13 protein-coding genes and 1 pseudogene are annotated in these 19,490 nt (G+C 66.1%); 8 read left to right on the top strand and 6 right to left on the bottom strand.

The genetic code is table 11. From position 1 onward, the window contains the following. Nucleotides 1-27: 27 nt before the first annotated feature. Both otsB and CLM74_RS16810 read right to left on the bottom strand, forming a co-directional pair. Entirely contained in the window at nt 28-786 is a 759-nt protein-coding gene (gene otsB, locus CLM74_RS16815; RefSeq protein WP_025874307.1) for a trehalose-phosphatase, read from the bottom strand. Nucleotides 787-952: 166 nt separating this feature from the next. After that, a complete protein-coding gene (locus tag CLM74_RS16810) occupies nt 953-3,394 on the bottom strand; it encodes a TonB-dependent receptor (RefSeq protein ID WP_105164552.1) in 2,442 nt (813 codons plus the stop codon). Between the two features lie 239 nt (nt 3,395-3,633). Here CLM74_RS16810 and CLM74_RS16805 point away from each other — a divergent pair, with 239 nt between their 5' ends. From CLM74_RS16805 to CLM74_RS16785, 5 genes are all read left to right on the top strand, one after another. Next, nucleotides 3,634-4,110 (top strand): DUF3574 domain-containing protein, encoded by a 477-nt coding sequence (locus tag CLM74_RS16805; protein ID WP_025874309.1) that lies wholly within the window; start codon nt 3,634-3,636, stop codon nt 4,108-4,110. 36 nt (nt 4,111-4,146) lie between these two features. Next, entirely contained in the window at nt 4,147-5,013 is an 867-nt protein-coding gene (locus CLM74_RS16800) for an SH3 domain-containing protein (protein ID WP_105164551.1), read from the top strand. 184 nt (nt 5,014-5,197) lie between these two features. Further along, nucleotides 5,198-6,121 carry an SH3 domain-containing protein gene (locus CLM74_RS16795; RefSeq protein ID WP_158684161.1) on the top strand — a complete coding sequence of 308 codons (924 nt, stop codon included), beginning with the start codon at nt 5,198-5,200 and terminating at the stop codon, nt 6,119-6,121. Between the two features lie 109 nt (nt 6,122-6,230). After that, nucleotides 6,231-7,949 carry a thiamine pyrophosphate-dependent enzyme gene (locus tag CLM74_RS16790; RefSeq protein WP_025874311.1) on the top strand — a complete coding sequence of 573 codons (1,719 nt, stop codon included), beginning with the start codon at nt 6,231-6,233 and terminating at the stop codon, nt 7,947-7,949. A 733-nt stretch (nt 7,950-8,682) separates the two neighbouring features. Continuing rightward, a complete protein-coding gene (locus CLM74_RS16785) occupies nt 8,683-10,290 on the top strand; it encodes a membrane protein (protein ID WP_032975155.1) in 1,608 nt (535 codons plus the stop codon). 59 nt (nt 10,291-10,349) lie between these two features. On the opposite strand, the gene CLM74_RS16780 is transcribed toward CLM74_RS16785, so the two are convergent. Further along, nucleotides 10,350-11,060, bottom strand: a complete 711-nt coding sequence (locus CLM74_RS16780; protein ID WP_105164549.1) for a glutathione S-transferase — start codon at nt 11,058-11,060, stop codon at nt 10,350-10,352. A gap of 149 nt (nt 11,061-11,209) precedes the next feature. Between CLM74_RS16780 and CLM74_RS16775 the strand changes: the two are divergent. Both CLM74_RS16775 and clpB read left to right on the top strand, forming a co-directional pair. Further along, nucleotides 11,210-12,024: pseudogene (locus tag CLM74_RS16775) on the top strand (DUF3014 domain-containing protein). A 180-nt stretch (nt 12,025-12,204) separates the two neighbouring features. Next, a complete protein-coding gene (clpB, locus tag CLM74_RS16770; RefSeq protein ID WP_032975152.1) occupies nt 12,205-14,790 on the top strand; it encodes an ATP-dependent chaperone ClpB in 2,586 nt (861 codons plus the stop codon). 84 nt (nt 14,791-14,874) lie between these two features. Here the strand turns inward: clpB and CLM74_RS16765 are convergent, their stop codons facing one another. The 3 genes from CLM74_RS16765 to CLM74_RS16755 all read right to left on the bottom strand — a co-directional run bounded on the left by CLM74_RS16765 (nt 14,875) and on the right by CLM74_RS16755 (nt 17,837). After that, nucleotides 14,875-15,675 (bottom strand): MipA/OmpV family protein, encoded by an 801-nt coding sequence (locus CLM74_RS16765; RefSeq protein WP_105164548.1) that lies wholly within the window; start codon nt 15,673-15,675, stop codon nt 14,875-14,877. A 141-nt stretch (nt 15,676-15,816) separates the two neighbouring features. Continuing rightward, nucleotides 15,817-17,106 carry an ATP-binding protein gene (locus CLM74_RS16760; RefSeq protein WP_105164547.1) on the bottom strand — a complete coding sequence of 430 codons (1,290 nt, stop codon included), beginning with the start codon at nt 17,104-17,106 and terminating at the stop codon, nt 15,817-15,819. Then, nucleotides 17,103-17,837, bottom strand: coding sequence for a response regulator transcription factor (locus CLM74_RS16755; RefSeq protein WP_025874693.1), 735 nt, complete (start codon nt 17,835-17,837; stop codon nt 17,103-17,105). Before CLM74_RS16755 ends, CLM74_RS16760 begins: the two co-directional genes overlap by 4 nt. A 180-nt stretch (nt 17,838-18,017) precedes the next feature. On the opposite strand from CLM74_RS16755, the gene CLM74_RS16750 reads away from it, so the two are divergent. Next, nucleotides 18,018-19,304: an aminotransferase class V-fold PLP-dependent enzyme gene (locus tag CLM74_RS16750; RefSeq protein WP_105164546.1), complete on the top strand. Its 1,287-nt coding sequence runs from the start codon at nt 18,018-18,020 to the stop codon at nt 19,302-19,304. Nucleotides 19,305-19,490: the final 186 nt, after the last annotated feature.

The following is a 19,490-nucleotide window of genomic DNA, read 5'->3' as shown; positions in this document are numbered from 1 at the left end:
TCTCGGTTGCGGCCGTGGGGGCCGGGGTCAATACGCATTCTCACGCAGCCAGGCGTGCACGCTGCGTATGTCGGGCAGCGCGAACACCGCCGCGCTGGGTTCACGTTCGCCGATCAGCACGCTCCAGCCATGCAGGCCATTGGCCGCATCGAAGCCGAATTCATCGGTCAGGTCATCGCCGAGGAACACCGGCAGACGACCACGGAACGGCAGGTACTGCATCAGCCGACGTACGGCTCGGCCTTTGTTGGTAGCCACCGGGACGAATTCGACGACATGGTCGCCCGGTTGCAGGCGATAGCTGGCACGGCCGCGAACATGGCGGTCGGCGAAGGCGCGCACATCGTTGGCTGCATGCGGCGCGCCACGCCAGTGCAGGGCCAGGCCTACGCCCTTGTTCTCGACCAGTACGCCGGGGTGGCCATGGGCGAAACGCATGGCTTGTTGATGAAGCGCATGCAGCCAGTCGGCGGTGTCGTCAGCATGCTCATCGCGTATCACGTGCCCGTCCTGCGCACGCAGTTCGTGGCCATGCAGGCCCGCAGCGGGAAGCTTGAGCGGCGCGAACAACTGGTCCAGCTGTTCAAGCGGGCGACCACTGACCAGTGCCACGGCACCTTCCAGTCGATCACTGATGCGGCCGATGGCTTCACGCACATCGGGGAGAAGCTGCACGGCGTCGGGACGTGCAGCGAATTCGATCAGGGTGCCATCCACATCGAGGAACAACGCGCACGCGTCGTCCAGCAATGGAGGTGGCGGACGCAGGGGGAGCGGTTCAGCCATGGCGACCACCATGCCAGCGACGGCGTGTACGCGGGGTCGAGGTCAGGCTACGGCTGGTGCGGACCAACGGTCCGCACCCACCCGGTCGGTGCCGGCGCACCCACCCACAGCGATCCATCGCGTCCCGGTGGGTGCCGACCGTTGGTCGGCACGTTGTTCGCAGCAATCAGAACGTGTAGCGCACGCGACCGTAGTAGTAGGCACCGTTGCTGCCGATCGGCGACAGCACGTCGTAGGGCAGGTTGCCGAAGTAGTGGATGTCCTCGTTGGAGCGATCCGGGTAGTTGTCGGTCAGGTTCTGCCCACCGATGGCCACGCTCCATTGCGGGGTGATGCGGTATTCCACTTCCGCATCCAGCTGCCACTCGGCCTGGTAGGTCTGGCGCGGAATGTAGCCATCACCGAAGTTGAATACGCGGGTCGCGCTGCCGTAGCGGTTCACCCGGCTGCTCAGCGACCAGCGGTCGTTGCTCCAAGCGGCTGAGAAACTGCCACGGGTGCGCGGGGTGGCGTCGGTCAGCGTATTGGTCTCTTCGATGCCGAACAGCACGTAGTCCGGGTCCAGCGCCTGCAGCTGCGCCGGTGTGGCCAGCACGTTCTTCAGCGTGGTCTTGGTGTAGGCGTAGGTGCCGGTCAACAGCAGCTGGCCATCGCCCAGCGACTGCCGCCAGTTGCTCACCAGCTCGGCGCCGCGGGTGCGCGTGTCGGCGGCGTTGACGAAGAAGCTGGCGCTCTGCAGGCCGCCGACGCCGTAGTTGGTGGCCACGTAATCGGTCAGCGCATCGCCGGTGATGCTCTCGGACAGTGCGATGCGGTCGTCGATGTCGATCTGGAAGAAGTCCAGCGACAGGTCGAAGTGCTCGCCGATGCGGCTGGTGAAGCCGAGCGAGGTGTTCAGCGACTTCTCCGGCTTCAGGTCCTGCGCACCCAGGCCACGGGCGATGGGGTTGTTGACCGAGAGCAGGCGGCCCTGCACCAGCTGACCGCCGGCGTTGTAACCGGTGGAGGTGGATTCGTAGCCGATCTGCGCCAGCGACGGTGCGCGGAAATTGTTGGAGATCGCGCCGCGCAGGGCGAATGCCGGGGTGAACTCGTAGCGCAGTCCGAGCTTGCCGGTCAGTTCGCCGCCGAAGTCATCGCTGTGCTCGTAGCGCGCGGCCAGGTCGGTGGAGAATTTTTCGCCGAACTGGCTGGACAGGCTGGCGTAGACGCTGGCCACATCGCGCGACAAGGTTGCCGCGTCCTGCGGAGTCAGGCCACCGCCTGCCTGCGAGCCGGTCGGACGATCGGTGTACGGGCCGGCGGCGTAGCTGGCCGGGTCGCCTGGACGGGTCTGGTAGCGCTCGTGGCGGGCTTCGGCGCCCAGGCCCAGGGTGTGGCTGATGCTGTCGCTCTGCGAGAACACGCGGCTCAGGTCGACGTTGCCCACGGTCTGCGCGTACTCGTAGTCCGCGGTCTTGAAGCGGGTCGGGCTGGTCGGGCCCAGCGAGGCATTCAGCGAATCGCGCAGACGATAGGTGAAGTCGTTCTGGCCGTAATCCAGGCTGCCGTCATAACTCCATTCACCCCACTGCCCACGGATACCGGCCACCGCCTGCACGTCGCGGTTCTCGCCTTCGGAGATCGGCCGGTAGCCATTGGGGTAGACCTCCTTCCAGTTGGCATCGCCATCGGGATAGCGGAAGTAGTTCGCGCCTTCGGTATCACGCTGGTTGAAGGTACCGAACGCATAGAACGTCGCGGTCTTGCCCACCGGAATCTCGGTGTTCAGCCACAGATTGATGTCCTTGCTGGCGCCATCGCCGAGCACGTAGTTGCGCTTGCCCTGCAGGGCGAGATTTGCCTCGGTCTGGTCCCACGGCGGAATCTGGTCGAAGCCGGCGCGGTTGGTGCCGTTGCGCTTCTTGTATTCCAGGCCGACGCGCAGGAAGCCGCCGTCTTCGCCCAGCGAGGTGCCGACCTTGGCACTGAGGTTGCCCGTCTGGCCGTCGGTGAGGGTGCGGCCGATCGGCTTGAGGTCGGTGTGGTTGGCGCCGTAGCTGGCTTCGATCTCGCCGCCGTCGCCGCCGTCGCCGCCGTTGTCGAGGATCACGTTGATCACGCCGGCCACGGCATCGGAGCCGTACAGCGCACCGGCGCCATCGCGCAGTACTTCGATACGCTTGATGGCGCTGACCGGGATTGCGTTGAAGTCGACCGGGGTGGTGCCCTTGCCGATCTTGCTGTCGGTGTTGACCAGCGCGGTGTGGTGGCGGCGCTTGCCGTTGACCAGCACCAGCACCTGGTCCGGCGACAGCCCGCGCAGCTGCGCGGCGCGCACGTGGTCGGCGCCGCCGGAGTTGGACTGGCGGGGGAAGTTGAACGAGGGCAGCAGGGCCTGCAGGGCGCTGCCCAGCTCGCCATTGACCACGCCGGCCTTGCGGATGTCCTCGGCGGTCAGCACGTCCACCGGTGACGTGGATTCAAGCACGGTGCGGTCGGCGGCGCGGGTGCCGGTGACGATCACCGTGTCCAGGTTGGTGGCGGCGTCCTGGGCCGAAGCAAGGGCGGGGGACAGGGCGAGCGCGATAGCGAGGCCGAGCGGCGACGCGGACAGGCGGGGGGACATGCGGACTCCAGCAGCAACGACGTGGGGAAGGGGGGAGAGATAGTTTCACTTACATCCATCCGGATGAAGCGATATATTATCTTGGCGTGAGGAGGCGGTGCGATGCAAGTCCCGTCTCCCATTGCATCACTTCATGCCCTGCCGGCATGAGGGCATTGGTTGCAGCCGCAACCGAGGCGCAGGTGTACCCTCCGTGCCCCTTCGTCGTGCTTTTTCCCCTTCCCGGAGTGCTGTTCCCGATGAAACACCTTGGCCTTGTCTTCGCCGTGCTGCTGGCCACCAGTGGCTGCGCCAGCCTGTCCTCCAAGGCGCCCAGCGCCTATGCCACCACCGCCGACCTGCAGGGCGACGCCGCGCGTCCGTCCAGCGGCCACGGCTGGGTGCGCAGCGAGCTTTATTTCGGCGTGGGCGAAGAGCAGGGCGCAGGTGACCGCCCGCAGGCCGACACCATCAGCGACGCGCAGTGGCGCGCGTTCCTGGACAAGGAAGTGACGCCGCGCTTCCCGGACGGCCTGACCGTGTTCGATGCCTACGGCCAGTGGCTGTTCCGTGGCGATGCCTCCCCGAACCGCCTGCGCACCAAGGTGCTGGTGGTGCTGCACGAGGACAGCCCGCAGCGCCGCGCCGACATCGAAGCGATCCGTCTGGCGTGGAAGCAGCAGACCAAACACCAGTCGGTGCTGTGGTCGCGGCAGGCGGTTGACGTATCGTTCTGACCTGGACGCGCCACTGTGGCGCTGCAGGGAATGACGATGACACCCAGGGAAGTGCTGATGGCGGTGATGCTGGCCGGTCTGTTGGCGCCGGTGGCACAGGCGCAGGACGAGGACCGGGGCCTGCTGCGGTTTTCGCCGGCAGCGGGCGTGCAGGCGTCGGTGGAGGTACAGGAGGACGGCATGCTAGCCGTGCTCCTGCAGCCGGCAGGGAAGCGGCAGCGCCTGCCTGGCGCGCCGGACGCCGAGGGACATTCGCGCCTGGGCGCAGAGGACCTCGATTTCGACGGGCGTCCCGAGCTGGTTGCGCGCGCGGCGGTGGGCATGGTCAATGAGGCCGTTGCGGTCTATCGCTTCGACGTGGGCAGCGGTGAGTTCCGCGCACTGAAGGCGGTGACCCATGGACACGACCAGTGCGGTGACCTGATGGGCCTTACCGCCGACGCCGACGCCGCCACGCGCACGCTGACCGCCAGCTGCCGCAGTGGGCCGATGTGGTACACCGACGTGTATCGCTTCAACGGACCGCAGCTCTATCTGTACCGCGGTGAGAGCGTGTTGATGCTGGGCGATACGCTGAACCGGGCGCTGCACTGGGAAGAGACCGAGAACCAGGGGCCACTAGCGGTGTGGCGTACCTACGATCCCTCCGGCAAGGTGCTGGAAAGCGCCATCGGCGACGGGCTCGGCGCACCAGCAAGCGGTGCGCCGCTGCTGGGGCTGATGGCGAGCGTGCTGCCTGCGCGCCTGTTCCTGTTCGATCATCCCGGTGCGTCCAGCACGCAGCGCTACCTGGTGCAGGGTGATCGCGTGGAGATGCTGGATGAGCAGGATGGTTGGGTGCAGGTGCGCTACCGCAACCCGAAGCGCGGCGCGGTGACGGGGTGGATCAACGTCAACGATTGACGGAAGTAAAGTGCCTGGCTGGATGACCTGATCTCCAGTGGCTGATGATGTATCCCCTCCGAATGCGAACCTTCCCTCGAGTCTGCAACAAATTTCGGATTTCTTGCATGGAATCGCATGACTCTGCGTCACACGATGATCGAATCGGCTGACAAGCCCGGTTCTGCGTGGGTGGAGGAAAACGTTGATCATCGATGTGCTGACACACCTGAGGCGGTTACGTGAACAAGGAAATTCGCGGTCCATTGCGGCAATACTCTGTCTGATTCTCCTGCAGGTTGGCCTATCGCAGCCCGGTGAGGCCAGGCCGAAGCCAATCGTGGAACAAACCCAGCTTTCGTTCGAAGTTGCACCAAGAATGCTTGTAAAGGTTGTCCATCACCAAGATGGGCACATCCAGGTCCACCTTCCCTCGGGCGCGAAACAGCACCTGGCTCGCGCTGGATCCGAGTCGCCCGGCCTGGAAATAGAGCTGAGCGCTTTGGATGTGGACTTCGACGGCCGCCTCGACCTGGTGGTGCAGGTCCCCGTTGGAATGGTCAATTATTCAACGGCGGTCTATCGGTTCGACCTGGGGCTTGGCGAGTTCGTAAAAATGCCCGTCATCCGTAAGGCTGATCGGAGTTGCGGAGAGTTCGGATTGATCGAACTGGACTCCGATCAGCAGGTGCTCCGTAGCCGTTGCCGGAGTTCAATCTGGCGTACCGATGTGTACCGGCCTTCCGGTGGAGCACTGTACCTGTTCCGGTCCGAGCGTATGCTCACGTTGCCTACGTTGGATGGGAAAGTGCTGAGCTTGGAGCCGAGGCGATTTGGTGGTCCACTTGCCGTCTGGAGCAGCCACTCGCCTGCCGCAGAGATTCTTGAGCGGGCCATCAACGATGGTCTTTCCGTGCCTGACAACGGTAGGCCATTGGTGCCATTGGCAGCCCGTGTAGTGCCCATGCGCCTGTTGCTGTTCGACCGCCCTGGTGCATCGAGCACGCAGCGCTACCTGGTGCAGGGTGATCGCGTGGAGATGCTGGATGAGCAGGATGGTTGGCTGCAGGTGCGTTATCGCAACCCGAAGCGCGGCGCGGTGACGGGGTGGATCAACGTCAACGATTGACGGCAGCCCTGCCCGGAGTTTGCACGACAAGGCGATCGGCCTCTTGCCCACGGGAGCATCACTTCATCGGGACTAGCCTCGGGGTTCCCCCTTGCAAGGCTGTAGTCCCATGAGCAAGCGCGTTGCCGAGATCGTCGTCGATACCCTGCAGCAGGCGGGCGTCCGCCGTTGTTATGGCATCGTCGGCGACACCCTGAACCATGTCACCGACGCACTGCATCGCAGTGAGATCGAGTGGGTGCATGTCCGCCATGAAGAGGTCGCGGCGTTCGCGGCCGGTGCCGATTCATTGATCAGTGGCCAGCTGACCGCCTGCGCGGGTTCGTGCGGTCCTGGCGGTCTGCACTTCATCAACGGCATCTTCGAGAGCAACCGCAACCGCGCGCCGATGGTGCTGATCGCCAGCCAGGTGGTCACCAGCGAACTGGGCATGGAGTTCCCGCAGGAAGTGGATTTCAAGGCGGTGTACGGCAGCTGCACCGTGTTCTGCGAGCAGGTGCACAGCCCGGCCCAGGCACGGCGCGTGGTGGCGCTGGCCTGCCAGGCGGCGATCAGCCGCCGCGGTGTGGCGGTGGTGATCCTGCCGGCCGACATCAGCGAAGCGGAAGTGAAGCACGATGTGCCGTTCTCGGTGCATTACACCCAGCCGGTGCTGCGCCCCTCCGAGGCCGAGCTGCAGCACATCGCCGAACTGCTGGGGCAGGGCAAGCGTATCGGCATCTATGCCGGCGCCGGTTGCCAGGGGGCACATGCGCAGCTGCTGGAACTGGCGCGGCGCCTGCAGGCACCGGTGGCGCATACATCGCGTGCGAAGGACTTCGTCGAACCGGACAACCCGTACAACATGGGCATGACCGGAGTCTTCGGCATCGAATCCGGGTTCCACACCTTGATGGAGTGCGACACGTTGCTGCTGCTCGGCGCGGATTTCGCCTGGGGCCAGTTCTATCCGGACAAGGCCACGATCATCCAGGTCGACCGCGACGGCAGCCACCTCGGTCGCCGCCATCCGGTGAACCTGGGCGTGGTCGGTGATATCGCACCGACGCTGGACGCGCTGCTGCCGATGCTGCCCCCGCGCGAAGACAGCAGTTTTCTGGACGAATGCATCGAGCACCGCGACAAGGCGCTGAAGAAGCGCGAGCAGGAGGAGCAGCCGGGTGAGGGCGAACTGATCCATCCGCAGCACCTGACCGCGCTGCTGTCGAAGTACGCTACCGACGATGCGCTGTTCACTGCGGATGGTGGCTCGCCGATGGTGTGGGTGCTGCGGCACATCCGGGTGAACGGCCGGCGTCGCACGCTGACCAGCCTGCTGCACGGGACGATGGCCAACGCGATGCCGCAGGCGCTGGGTCTGCAGAAGGCCTTCCCGGGGCGGCAGGTGATTTCGTTGTCCGGCGATGGTGGGTTGGCGATGTTGCTGGGCGACCTGCTGACCGCGGTGCAGGAGAATCTTCCGATCAAGGTGGTGGTGTTCAACAACGGCTCGCTGAATTTCGTCGAGCTGGAGCAGAAGGTGGAAGGGCTGCTGGACAACTACACCGACCTGAAGAATCCGGATTTCGGGCGGTTGGCCGAGGTGATCGGCTTCCATGGCCGCACGGTGACCCGCAGCGAGGACCTGGAAGAAGCGGTGCAGGATTTCCTGGCCCAGCGTGGGCCGGCGCTGCTGGATGTACACACCAGTCGCGCGGAGCTGGTGATGCCGCCGCAGATCGAGGCCAAGCAGGTGGCAGGCACGGCGTTGTATGCGGCCAAGGCGGTACTGAGTGGTCGCATCGACGACGTGAAGCATCTGCTGGTGGACAACTTCCTGAAAAAGTGAGGGTTGGGGTCTGATGCAGGGCTGCGCCCTGCACCCGCCGAGGCCAGAGCAACAGCCGAAGCAACAGCAACAGCGGGAATTCCGTGGGATGGCGGGGTGGGTCCGGCTGCGGGGGACGCCGTAAACCCCCAGACCGGCCCAGCCGCTTGCGGCTGTGCGTTCGGGCGCTTGCGAAGCAGTGCTTCGCAAGCAAAGCGCCCTCACCCTTGGGGGCTTGGCCGCGGCATCCATGCCGCGGACACCCCCGCAACCGGACCCACCCCGCCTTCGACAGATTTCCGCGATCTGTTGGAATGGCATGGCCTGTTGCTAGTGGGACCTTGGTCGACACAGTAGATCCACGCCATGCGTGGATGTCTGTCGGTAGTGCCGGCCGCTGGCCGGCAACCACGCAGATGCCTGCGATCCGGCGCCTGAGAGCGCAGCGACCGGCTTCTGCTTTTGATCTTTTGATTCTCTTCCGTGGCTGGCGCCCGCAGGAAACTGTCCGTGGCCGGGCGGGGTGGGCTGCGCAGGACCGTTGGCGCCATGGATGGCGCCATCGAGCCCCCATGGACGGGTTTACGGCGTGTCCTGCGCAGCCCACCCCGCACGACCCACTCCGATAGGCTGCTTTCAGCGACCAACCACTAGGGGCTCCGCCGTTGGCTGGAACCCATCATTCCACTCGGGAATTGGCGCGCCGGCCCCGCTGGGCCTACCATCGGCGGTCCCCACCCCCACCGCCCCTTCCATGTCCGCTCCCGCTTCCACCGCGCCGCGCCGCTGGTTCGTCGCTGGCGACTTCAATGGCTTCTTCGGCCTGGTCGTCGACAACCTCTCCATCCTCGGTTTCATCGCCATGGCCCTGGTCGGGATGTTCCAGTTCCCCGCCGACGTGGTCTTCGGCCGCATGTTCCCCGGCACTGCCCTGGGCGTGCTGGTCGGCAACCTGCTGTACACCCTGATGGCACGGCGCCTGGCCGCGCGTACCGGGCGCGACGACGTAACCGCCATGCCGCTGGGCCTGGATGCGCCGACCAGCATCGGCATGGCGCTGCTGGTGCTGGGCCCGGCCTTCCTGGCCTTCAAGCAGCAGGGCCTGGACCCGCATGCCGCCGCCATCGCCACCTGGCAGCTGGGCATGGCGTCGCTGGTCATCATGGGCGTGCTCAAGCTGATCCTGTCCTTCTTCGGTGAAGCGGTAACCCGCGCGCTGCCGCGCGCTGCGCTGCTGGGTTCCATCGCGGGCATCGCACTGGTGCTGATGGGCCTGCTGCCCTTGCTGGAAACCCTGCGCTCGCCGCTGGTGGGCTTCACCACGCTGGGCCTGCTGCTGTACGTGCTGATCGCCAAGGGCAAGCTGCCGCTGCGCGGCCCCGGTGTGCTGCTGGCCTTCGTGTTCGGCACCGTGCTGTATTACGGGCTCGGCCTGGCCGGCCTGGGTGTGCCCGGCTTCCAGATTCCTGCCTGGGTGCCGCCGCAGGTGGTGCTGCCGCTGCCGACGCTGGGCTTCATCGAGGGCCTGCCGACCGCGATGACCTACCTGCCGCTGCTGTTGCCGTTCGGCCTGCTGATGGTGGTCGGTGGCATCAACGTATCCGAAAGCGCGCGCGCGGCCGGCGATGACTACCGCACCCGCGACATCCTGCTGGTGGAGGCGGTGGCCACGCTGGTCGCCGGCGTCTGCGGTGGCGTTGCGCAGACCACCCCGTACATCGGCCAGCCGGCCTACAAGCACATGGGCGCGCGCAGCGGCTACACGCTGCTGACCGGCCTGTTCGTCGGCATCGGCGGCATGCTCGGCATCATTTCCGGGCTGGTGCAGTGGCTGCCGCTGGCGGTATTGGCGCCGATCATCGTGTACGTGTCGATCGACATCACCACCCAGGCGTTCCAGGCCACCCCGCGCCAGCATGCCGGGGCGATGGTGCTGGGCTTCCTGCCGTCGGCGGCCTACCTGCTGGCGATCAAGGCGCCGGGCTGGATTCCGGCCGAGCAGATGGGCGCGCTGCTGACCCACGTCGATGGCCACGGCCTGCCGGAGCTGGCGGTGATCTTCGCGCTGGGCAACGGCTTCATCATCACTTCGATGCTGTGGATCGCCACCGTCGCAGCGATGGTCGATGGCCGTCTGCGCCGCGCCTGCGGCTTCCTGCTGGTGGCGGCGGTGCTCACCCTGTTCGGCCTGATCCATTCGGTGGATCCGCGCGGCGGCATCTACCTGCCGTGGGATCTGCAGGGCCTGGCCCGCGTCATCAGCTGGCAGTTCGCCGGTGCCTATGTGGCGCTGGCCATCCTGCTGGGGCTGCTGTCGCTGCAGAAGCAGGCGGTGAAGCCGCTGGCTGAAAACGCCCATTGACCGGTAGCGCCGGGCCATGCCCGGCGTTGGGTTGCGCTGCCGCCGGGCATGGCCCGGCGCTACTTCTCGCCATCCAGTTCCGGGTAATGCCGGAAGATACCGTTGGTGTTGAAGGGCAGCCGCCGCTCCGAAGCGAGATAGGCGGCGATGCCGGGCCGTTGTTCCACCCGGTCCTTCAGCGCGCGCAGCAGTGGCAACGTCGGCCACAGCGCCTGCATGCGGCGTGGGAACATATAGTCCAGCCCGCTCAGCAACTGGAACAGCGACAGGTCCACGTAGGAGTGTTCGCGCAGCGGGTGGCGACCGCCATTGGCCTTCAGCACCTGCTCGAAGTAGCCAAGGAATTTCGGCAGGCGCTCATCGCGCATCGCTGCCGCACGCGCCCTGGCCTCGGTCTTCTGGTCTTCGTAGTACTTCGACGCGGCGATCGGATGGTGGGTGTCGTGCACTTCGGCCACCAGATCGGCGATGGTCAGCTGCAACTGCAGCGCCTGCATGCGCCGCGAGGCGGCCTGCGGAACCAGATCCAGCGTCGGGCCGAGGAAATCGAGAATGGCCGCGACCTGCGCGATGACCTGTCGCCCCGCCTTCAGGAACGGTGGCGCGAAAGGTTGCGCACCTTCGCTGTGGCCATCGAGGAACGGCTGCATCACGGCGTCGCCGTGCACACGCGCCATGTCCACGTAATCGGCGCCGGCATCTTCCAGCGCCAGCCGCACGAATTCGCCACGGCCCTGGATGCCGGTCCAGTAGTACAGCGCGTACTGCATGAAGGCTTCTCCACCCAACAGGAACAGCAGGGTCGCGCGTACCGCGCAAAGCAGGCGTGAACCACAACGGCAGCGGAATGGCTGGGGAACCCCGCCGAATCAGGACAGTCACACCTTGTCCATGCAGGTGAAAAGCGAGGTTCTGCATCATGCAGAGTGGAAAAGTGGTCTGGCCCTGGGTTCTTGGCGTGGTGGTGGTGGGCGGCGCGGGCACGTGGTTGTTCCGCGACCAGTTGCAGCACCTGGCAGATGGCGTAGCGGTGCCGGAGCAATCCGCGCCGACCTCGGCAGTCGCCGTACCGAAGCCTGCTGCTACGCAGGAACCCGCGCCCTCTCCGATCAAGCATCCGCTGGATTCCGAGGCCGCCGCCGACCCTGCGTTGCCGAACCTGGCCGACAGCGATGCCGCCGCCTGGAGCACATTGAGCGAACTGTTCAAGGGCGAGGGCGCGTTGACTGCGCTGCTGCGCGATCACCTGATCCAGCGCCTGGTCACCCAGGTGGACAACCTGGACAAGGCCAGTGTGCCCCTACCGCGCTGGCCTTCCGGCCGCTACCGGGCAGCCTGCGGGTGGAGCCGGGCGAGGGCGGCGAACGCATCGCCGCGGCCAATGCAGCGCGCTATGCGCCCTATGTGCAGGCCTTCACTGCGCTCGACCCGGCGGCGGCGACCCACGCGTACAAGCGCTTCTATCCGTTGATCCAGCAGGCGTATGTCGATCTGGGCCGTCCTGACGGGTATTTCAATGATCGCCTGGTAACGGTGATCGACCACCTGCTGGACACCCCGGAGCTGGCCCAGGCGCCACTGCTGCAGCGCGATGAGCGCGGCCGCTACCGCTTCGCCGATGCCACCCTGCAGTCGCGCTCGATCGGGCAGAAGGCCTTGCTGCGCATGGACGTGGCGCAGGCGCGGGCGGTCAAGCAGCAGCTGCGGGCGATCCGGGCCGCGATCACCCATTGAGGCCTCCAGCGTGCGGTTCTGATCCGGATCAACGCGCCGACAACACCGCTTCCGGCATGCTGGCCACAGGCTGACTGGCCTTCGAATGCAGTCGCAGCCACCCTTGAAACGGGGTGGGGCAACCGCATCTTTCCAGCATCGCCGGCGCGGGCCGGCCAAGATGACCGATGAGGTTTCGCAATGCGGATGGACAAGCTCACCTCGCGTTTCCAGCAGGCGCTGGCAGACGCGCAGTCGCTGGCGGTAGGCCGCGACAACAGCATCATCGAACCGGTGCACGTGTTCAGTGCCCTGCTGGACCAGCAGGGGGGCAGCACCCGGCCGCTGCTGGCCCAGGCCGGCGTCAACGTGCCGGTGCTGCGCGAACGCCTGGACGAGGCGCTTGAAGCGCTGCCGAAGGTGTCCGGCCAGGCCGGCAACCTGTCGATCGGCAACGACCTCAACCGCCTGCTCAACCACACCGACAAGCTGGCCCAACAGAACGGTGATGCCTTCATCGCCAGCGAGTGGTTCGTGCTGGCCGCGCTGGAAGACGGCGGCACGCTGGGCATGGCGATGCGCGCTGCCGGTGCCGACAAGGCGCGCCTGCAGACCGCCATCGACAAGCTGCGTGGCGGCGAGAACGTGCAGTCGGAGAACGCCGAAGAGCAGCGGCAGGCGCTGGAGAAATACACCATCGACCTGACCGCACGCGCCGAGAGCGGCAAGCTCGACCCGGTGATCGGTCGCGATGAAGAAATCCGCCGCACCATCCAGGTGCTGCAGCGTCGCACCAAGAACAACCCGGTGCTGATCGGCGAACCCGGCGTGGGCAAGACCGCGATCGTCGAAGGCCTGGCCCAGCGCATCATCAATGACGAAGTGCCTGAAGGCCTGCGCGGCAAGCGCGTGCTGTCGCTGGACATGGGCGCGCTGATCGCCGGCGCGAAGTTCCGCGGTGAATTCGAAGAACGCCTGAAGGGCGTGCTCAACGATCTGGCCAAGAGCGAAGGGCAGATCATCCTGTTCATCGACGAGCTGCACACCATGGTAGGCGCGGGCAAGGCCGACGGTGCGATGGATGCCGGCAACATGCTCAAGCCGGCACTCGCGCGCGGTGAACTGCACTGCGTCGGTGCGACAACGCTGGACGAGTACCGCAAGTACATCGAGAAGGATGCCGCGCTGGAGCGCCGCTTCCAGAAAGTCTTCGTGGGCGAGCCGACGGTGGAGGACACCATCGCGATCCTGCGCGGCCTGAAGGAAAAGTACGCGGTGCACCACGGGGTGGAGATCACCGACCCGGCCATCGTCGCTGCGGCCACCCTGTCCAACCGCTACATCACCGACCGCCAGTTGCCGGACAAGGCCATCGACCTGATGGACGAGGCCGCTTCACGGCTGCGCATGGAGATCGATTCCAAGCCGGAGGAACTGGACCGGCTGGAACGTCGCCTGATCCAGCTGAAGATCCAGCGCGAGATGCTGAAGAAGGAAAAGGACGACGCTTCGCGGCAGCGCCTGGCCGATCTGGAAAACGATATCGATGCGCTGGAGCGCGAGTTCTCCGATCTCAACGAAGTCTGGAAGTCGGAGAAGGCCGCGCTGCAGGGCACGACCAAGATCAAGGAACAGGTCGAGCAGGCCAAGGTTGAACTGGAGTCGGCCCAGCGCCGGCAGGATTTCGCGCGCATGAGCGAGATCCAGTATGGCGTGCTGCCGCAGCTGGAAAAGCAGCTGGCTGCCGCCCAGGAAGTGGAGAACCACGACTTCAAACTGGTGCAGGACCGTGTCACCGACGAGGAGATCGCCGAGGTCGTCTCGCGCTGGACCGGCATCCCGGTCAACAAGATGCTCGAAGGCGAGCGTGACAAGCTGCTGCGCATGGAAGAGGTGCTGCACAACCGCGTGGTCGGACAGGAAGAGGCGATCAAGGTGGTGTCCGACGCGGTGCGGCGTTCGCGCGCTGGCTTGTCCGATCCGAATCGACCGGGGGGATCGTTCCTGTTCCTGGGCCCGACCGGCGTGGGCAAGACCGAACTGTGCAAATCGCTGGCCGAGTTCCTGTTCGACAGCGCCGACGCGATGATCCGCATCGACATGAGCGAGTTCATGGAGAAGCACAGCGTCGCCCGCCTGATCGGTGCGCCCCCCGGCTACGTAGGCTATGAGGAAGGCGGTTACCTCACCGAGGCCGTGCGCCGTCGCCCGTATTCGCTGATCCTGCTGGACGAGGTGGAAAAGGCGCATCCGGATGTGTTCAACATCCTGCTGCAGGTACTGGACGACGGTCGCCTAACCGATGGCCAGGGCCGCACGGTGGACTTCCGCAATACCGTCATCGTGATGACCTCCAACCTGGGCTCGCACCAGATCCAGGACATGAGTGGCGATGACACGCCGGAAGCCTACACGCAGATGAAGGCGGCGGTGATGGGCGTGGTGCAGGCGCACTTCCGTCCGGAGTTCATCAACCGGTTGGATGACATCGTGGTGTTCCATCCGCTGGACAAGCAGCAGATCAAGCAGATCGCGCGCATCCAGATGCGTGGCCTGGAAAAGCGCCTGGCCGAGCGTGGCCTGAAGCTGGTGGTGTCCGATGCAGCGTTCGATCTGCTCGGCAACGTCGGCTTCGATCCGGTCTACGGTGCGCGTCCGCTGAAGCGTGCGATCCAGGCACAGCTGGAAAACCCGCTGGCGCAGAAGATCCTGTCCGGTGCGTTCGTCAACGGCGATACCATCGAAGTGGGCAACGACGGCGGCCATCTGGTGTTCGCCAAGGCCTGATGCGTGCCACGGGGCGCTGCATGATCGCAGCGCCCCGTCTCTTTGCCAGCGCGAACGTCGGTGTCCGGCGCTCGCCGGCCATGCTCAGAACCGGTGCGTATACCCGGTCATCAACCCGAACTGGTTGGCCTTCTGCACGATCGGGCTGTCGGCGGCGTCGGCGAGCAGGCGGGTGCCTTCCACGGCGATGTACCAGTTGCCGTTGCGACCAGCGCGATGGCTCCATTTCATGCCCAGCCCGGCGCTGACCAGGCCGGCCTTGGGCTTGTGCTGGGCGAACCCGGTGCGAGCGGCCTGGTCGGGGCTGACGCCGTACCAGGTCTGCATATAGCCGCGGTTGCCGTAGTCGGTGGAGACGCTGCCGCTGACCACGCCACCGGCCAGATCGAACAGCGGCATCTCCAGGTTCAGGTGGATCTGCTGGGTGGCAAGGCCGTTGTCGCCCTTGTCGTCGTCTTTCATCGTGTATTGCCAGGAACCACTCAACACCGCCTCGCCCAGCGTATAGCCAGCCGCCAGGCCGACCAGGGGCCGGGTATCGATATCACCCATGCCTCGCAGGAAGTCCGAGCCGCCGAGGATCGAGTTCTTCTCCCGTCGGCTGCCGCTGCCGCCGACGTAGGCACGCACGCGGGTGTGTTCGCCGATCGCCGTGCCCCAACCCGCACCGCTGGTACCCAGAAACCAGCCGCCCGGCGAAGTCACGTCGAACGACAGCGTCGGTGCGGCCTGGAATTCCTCGCTGCCGCTGTAGCGCGGGGCAACGCCGCCACCGGCGGCCAGCTCGAAGGTCCATCGATCCTCCTTGGCATGCGCTGTGGACGTTGCGAACAAGGGCAGCAGGGCCAGGCCGAGCAGGGTGGGGAAACGGCGACGGTGGGACATGGCAACTCTCTACGGTGGGAGGAAATGCAGTGCGCGCATCCGGCGCGTGCTGCTGGGTCGACAGCGTGGCGGGATGCCACCGACCAATCCGTCCGCAGTTGTGCGGGAGTTGTAAGCAACTGTAAGCGCGGCCCGTGGCGTTCAGCTGGCAGCCAGTGGCCAGTGCATTTCCAGGCGTGCACCGCCCAGGGTCGCGCGTCCCACGCGCAGCTCGCCGTGGTGACGAACCGCGATGCGCCCGGCGATGGCCAGGCCAAGACCAAAGCCGCCGGTGTCGCGGCTGCGGCTGTCATCCAGACGGGTGAACGGGCGCAACACCTTCTCGCGATCGCCTTCGGCAATGCCGGGGCCATCGTCATCCACGCGCAGGCAGGCCTTGCCGGCCACGCTGACCAGTGACACCTCCACACGGGTGCGTGCATAGCGCATCGCGTTGCCGACCAGGTTGCTCAGGGCCAGCTGCAGCAGGCGTGGCTCGGCATCCACGCGTGGCAGCGCGCTGGGCCAGACCTGCAGCACCAGGCCCGCGCGCTCGGCATCGCGCCGTGCGTCTTCCATGCAGGCCTGCAGCCAGTCATTCGCCTCGATCCGCTGCATGGGCTCGGCGTCGTTGGGATGCTCCAGACGCTCATAGGCCAGCAGTTCGCTGACCAACCGGTTGAGCTCGGCCAGATCACCATGCAGGCCGGCAGCGAGGTGTGCCCGCCGCGCCGGGTCGTTGCTGTCCTGCATCAGATCCAGGCCGAAGGCCAGGCGTGCGATCGGCGTGCGCAGCTCGTGGGAAATGGCATGGGTAAGATCGCGCTGCCGTTGCACCAGTTCGGCCACGCGCGCGGCCATGCGGTTGGAATGCTCGACGATGACCCGGATCTGCGAGCGTGGTGATACCTGCGCACGTGCCTGCAGGTCGCCGGCACCGATGCGATCGGCATGACCGCGCAGCGCTTCCAGGTCGCGCCACAGCAGGCGTACCCAGGCATACAGGCAGGCGCCGACCAGCAGCAGGATGCACAGGTAGGCGGCGGCGGTCATGTACAGGGTCATCTGCACCTCGCCGGGAAGGCGCAGCTGCAGCCAGCGTCCGTCAGTCCCCTCGATGGGCAGCAGCACCTGCTGGTAGCGCTCACGGACGATGAAGCCGTCCCCGCGCAGGGCACTGCGCTCTTGGTCATCGAGCACGGGCGGTGCATCCAGCAGTGACAGCGCAATGCCGTAATGCGGCTGCCACTGCAGCAGGCGCTGCTGTTGCTGCTGGCGGTCCAAGCCGGCCAGTCCGCTACGCAGCGCATACACCTGTCCGCGCACCTGTTCGACGAAGACTCGTTCCTGCAGGGGCGTGTAGATGCGGTCCAACAGGTGGTTGAGGCTGAACACCGACACCAGCAGGCAGCCGCCGGTGACGAACCACAACCACAGGAACAGGCGCTTCACGCCGACCAGGCCGAGGGGTTGAACTGGTAACCGCGGCCCCACACGGTCTTGATCCGGCGCGGTTCGCGCGCGTCATCGCCCAGCTTGCGGCGCAGCTTGCCGATGCAGACATCCACGCTGCGGTCCAGGCCATCGAAACCGATGCCGCGCGCCGCCTGCAGGATCTGGTCGCGCGAGAGGATCTGCCCGGGCTGGCTGGCCAGCAGCCAGAGGATCTCGAATTCGGTGGTGCCCAGCTCTACGGGCTGCCCATGCAGGTGGACCTCGCGCTGCACGCGATCGATCAGCAACTCGCCATGCATCAGCCTGCACGGCACCCCGGCAGGACCGCTGCCATGGCGACGGCGCAGCAGCGCGCGCAGGCGCGCCAGCAGCAGGCGCGGCTCGATCGGCTTGTGCACGTAGTCATCGGCGCCGGACTCCAGGCCCAGCACCTGTTCGATATCGTCCTCGCACGCCGTCAGCATCAGGATCGGCACGTCGGAAAAGCTGCGGATCTGCCGGCACACGTCGATGCCACCGAGGCCAGGCAGCATCAGGTCCAGCACCACCAGTTCCGGCGCGTGCTGGCGGCAGGCCGCGCTGGCCAGGTCGCCACGCGGCACGTGCTGCACGGCAAATCCATGTTCGCTCAGGTAGTCGCTGACCAGCTCGGCCAGGCGGCGGTCGTCCTCGACCAGCAGCACCTGGGTCGGGTTGCCGGCGGCGGGAGTCCACGGGGAGGGCTGCATGGGTAGGGCGTCCTTGTCCGGGGCGAAGGGCCCGGCGGCGAAGCCTAGCAATGGCCCATGACGACTGCCTGAATCCCGGGCAACCTGATAACCGCCGGTACTGGCGTCATCGCCAGGGGCTCTCAATGGCGGTCGATGGCTGGCCTATGGTGGGCGTTTCCCCGGATGGAGCCTGGCGCAATGAGCGATCCGCAGTGGCAACTGGAAACCCTGGCCGTGCACGGCGGCTACCGCCCCGACCCGACCACCCGCGCGGTGGCAGTGCCGATCTACCAGACCGTGGCCTACGCATTCGATGACACCCAGCACGGGGCGGACCTGTTCGACCTGAAGGTGCCGGGCAACATCTATACGCGCATCATGAACCCCACCACCGACGTGCTGGAGCAGCGCGTTGCGGCGCTGGAAGGGGGCATCGGCGCGTTGGCACTGGCTTCCGGGCAGGCCGCGATCACCTATGCGATCCAGACCATTGCCGAGGCCGGCGACAACATCGTCGCTGCCAGCGCGCTGTATGGCGGCAGCCTCAACCTGCTGGCGCACACGCTGCCGCAGTACGGCATCCAGGCGCGTTTCGCAGATCCGGCAGATCCGTCCGCGTTCGCCGCGCTGATCGATGAACGCACCAAGGCGGTGTTCGTCGAATCGATCGGCAACCCGCGCGGCAACGTCACCGACATCGCCGCCATCGCCGAGGTCGCGCATGCGGCCGGCGTGCCGTTGATCGTCGACAACACGGTGGCCACGCCATTCCTGCTGCGCCCGTTCGAACATGGCGCCGACATCGTGGTGCACTCGCTCACCAAGTACCTCGGTGGCCACGGCACCAGCCTGGGTGGGGCGATCGTCGATTCCGGCCGCTTCGACTGGACGGCACAGCCGCAACGCTTCGCCCGCTTGAACCAGCCCGATCCGAGCTATCACGGCGTGGTCTATACCGAAGCGCTCGGCGCGGCGGCCTACATCGGCCGTGCGCGGGTAGTGCCGTTGCGCAATACCGGCGCAGCGTTGTCACCGTTCAACGCCTTCCTGATCCTGCAGGGCATCGAGACCCTGGCGCTGCGCATGGAGCGGATCAACGCCAATGCGCTGGCTGTGGCGCAGTACCTGCGCGCGCATCCGAAGGTGGCGTGGGTGCGTTATGCCGGGCTGGCCGACGACCCCGAACACGCGGCGGCGCAGCGTTATCTGGGCGGCCATGGCTCCGGTGTGCTGACCTTCGGCGTGCCGGGTGGGCGCATTGCCGGCGCCCGCTTCCTCGATGCCCTGAAACTGTTCACCCGGCTGGTGAACCTGGGCGATGCCAAGTCACTGGCCACCCATCCTGCGTCGACCACCCATCGCCAGCTGGATGCGGCCGAACTGGCCAGGGCCGGGGTCAGCGAGGACACCGTGCGCCTGTCGATCGGCATCGAGCACATCGGCGATCTGCGCGCGGACCTGGAACAGGCATTGGCGGACGCCTGATGCCTGCTGGCTTGGTCGTCATCGCCAGAGGCGATCACCACCACTGCAGGAAAGCGTTACGGTAGAGACGCTCTCCAAGGGCGTGGCGATATCATCCCCGGCCGATGCGGGTCGGCCGGGGATTTTTTTGGGGGCAGCCAACCCAGGTAGATCCACGCCGTGCGTGGACGCATTTTGATGCACTGT

It is taken from the genome of Stenotrophomonas sp. MYb57 (assembly GCF_002966815.1).
GTDB classification, from domain to species: Bacteria; Pseudomonadota; Gammaproteobacteria; order Xanthomonadales; family Xanthomonadaceae; genus Stenotrophomonas; species Stenotrophomonas indicatrix.
Note: the sequence above shows the minus strand (reverse complement) of the source record. Positions and strands in the feature narration are given on the sequence as shown.

What these genes read in the sequence shown, in the direction of transcription:
- otsB (WP_025874307.1), bottom strand. Translation starts at nt 786, where the DNA reads ATGGCTGAACCGCTCCCCCTGCGTCCGCCACCTCCATTGCTGGACGAC.
- CLM74_RS16810 (WP_105164552.1), bottom strand. Translation starts at nt 3,394, where the DNA reads ATGTCCCCCCGCCTGTCCGCGTCGCCGCTCGGCCTCGCTATCGCGCTC.
- CLM74_RS16805 (WP_025874309.1), top strand. Translation starts at nt 3,634, where the DNA reads ATGAAACACCTTGGCCTTGTCTTCGCCGTGCTGCTGGCCACCAGTGGC.
- CLM74_RS16800 (WP_105164551.1), top strand. Translation starts at nt 4,147, where the DNA reads ATGACACCCAGGGAAGTGCTGATGGCGGTGATGCTGGCCGGTCTGTTG.
- CLM74_RS16790 (WP_025874311.1), top strand. Translation starts at nt 6,231, where the DNA reads ATGAGCAAGCGCGTTGCCGAGATCGTCGTCGATACCCTGCAGCAGGCG.
- CLM74_RS16785 (WP_032975155.1), top strand. Translation starts at nt 8,683, where the DNA reads ATGTCCGCTCCCGCTTCCACCGCGCCGCGCCGCTGGTTCGTCGCTGGC.
- CLM74_RS16780 (WP_105164549.1), bottom strand. Translation starts at nt 11,060, where the DNA reads ATGCAGTACGCGCTGTACTACTGGACCGGCATCCAGGGCCGTGGCGAA.
- clpB (WP_032975152.1), top strand. Translation starts at nt 12,205, where the DNA reads ATGCGGATGGACAAGCTCACCTCGCGTTTCCAGCAGGCGCTGGCAGAC.
- CLM74_RS16765 (WP_105164548.1), bottom strand. Translation starts at nt 15,675, where the DNA reads ATGTCCCACCGTCGCCGTTTCCCCACCCTGCTCGGCCTGGCCCTGCTG.
- CLM74_RS16755 (WP_025874693.1), bottom strand. Translation starts at nt 17,837, where the DNA reads ATGCAGCCCTCCCCGTGGACTCCCGCCGCCGGCAACCCGACCCAGGTG.
- CLM74_RS16750 (WP_105164546.1), top strand. Translation starts at nt 18,018, where the DNA reads ATGAGCGATCCGCAGTGGCAACTGGAAACCCTGGCCGTGCACGGCGGC.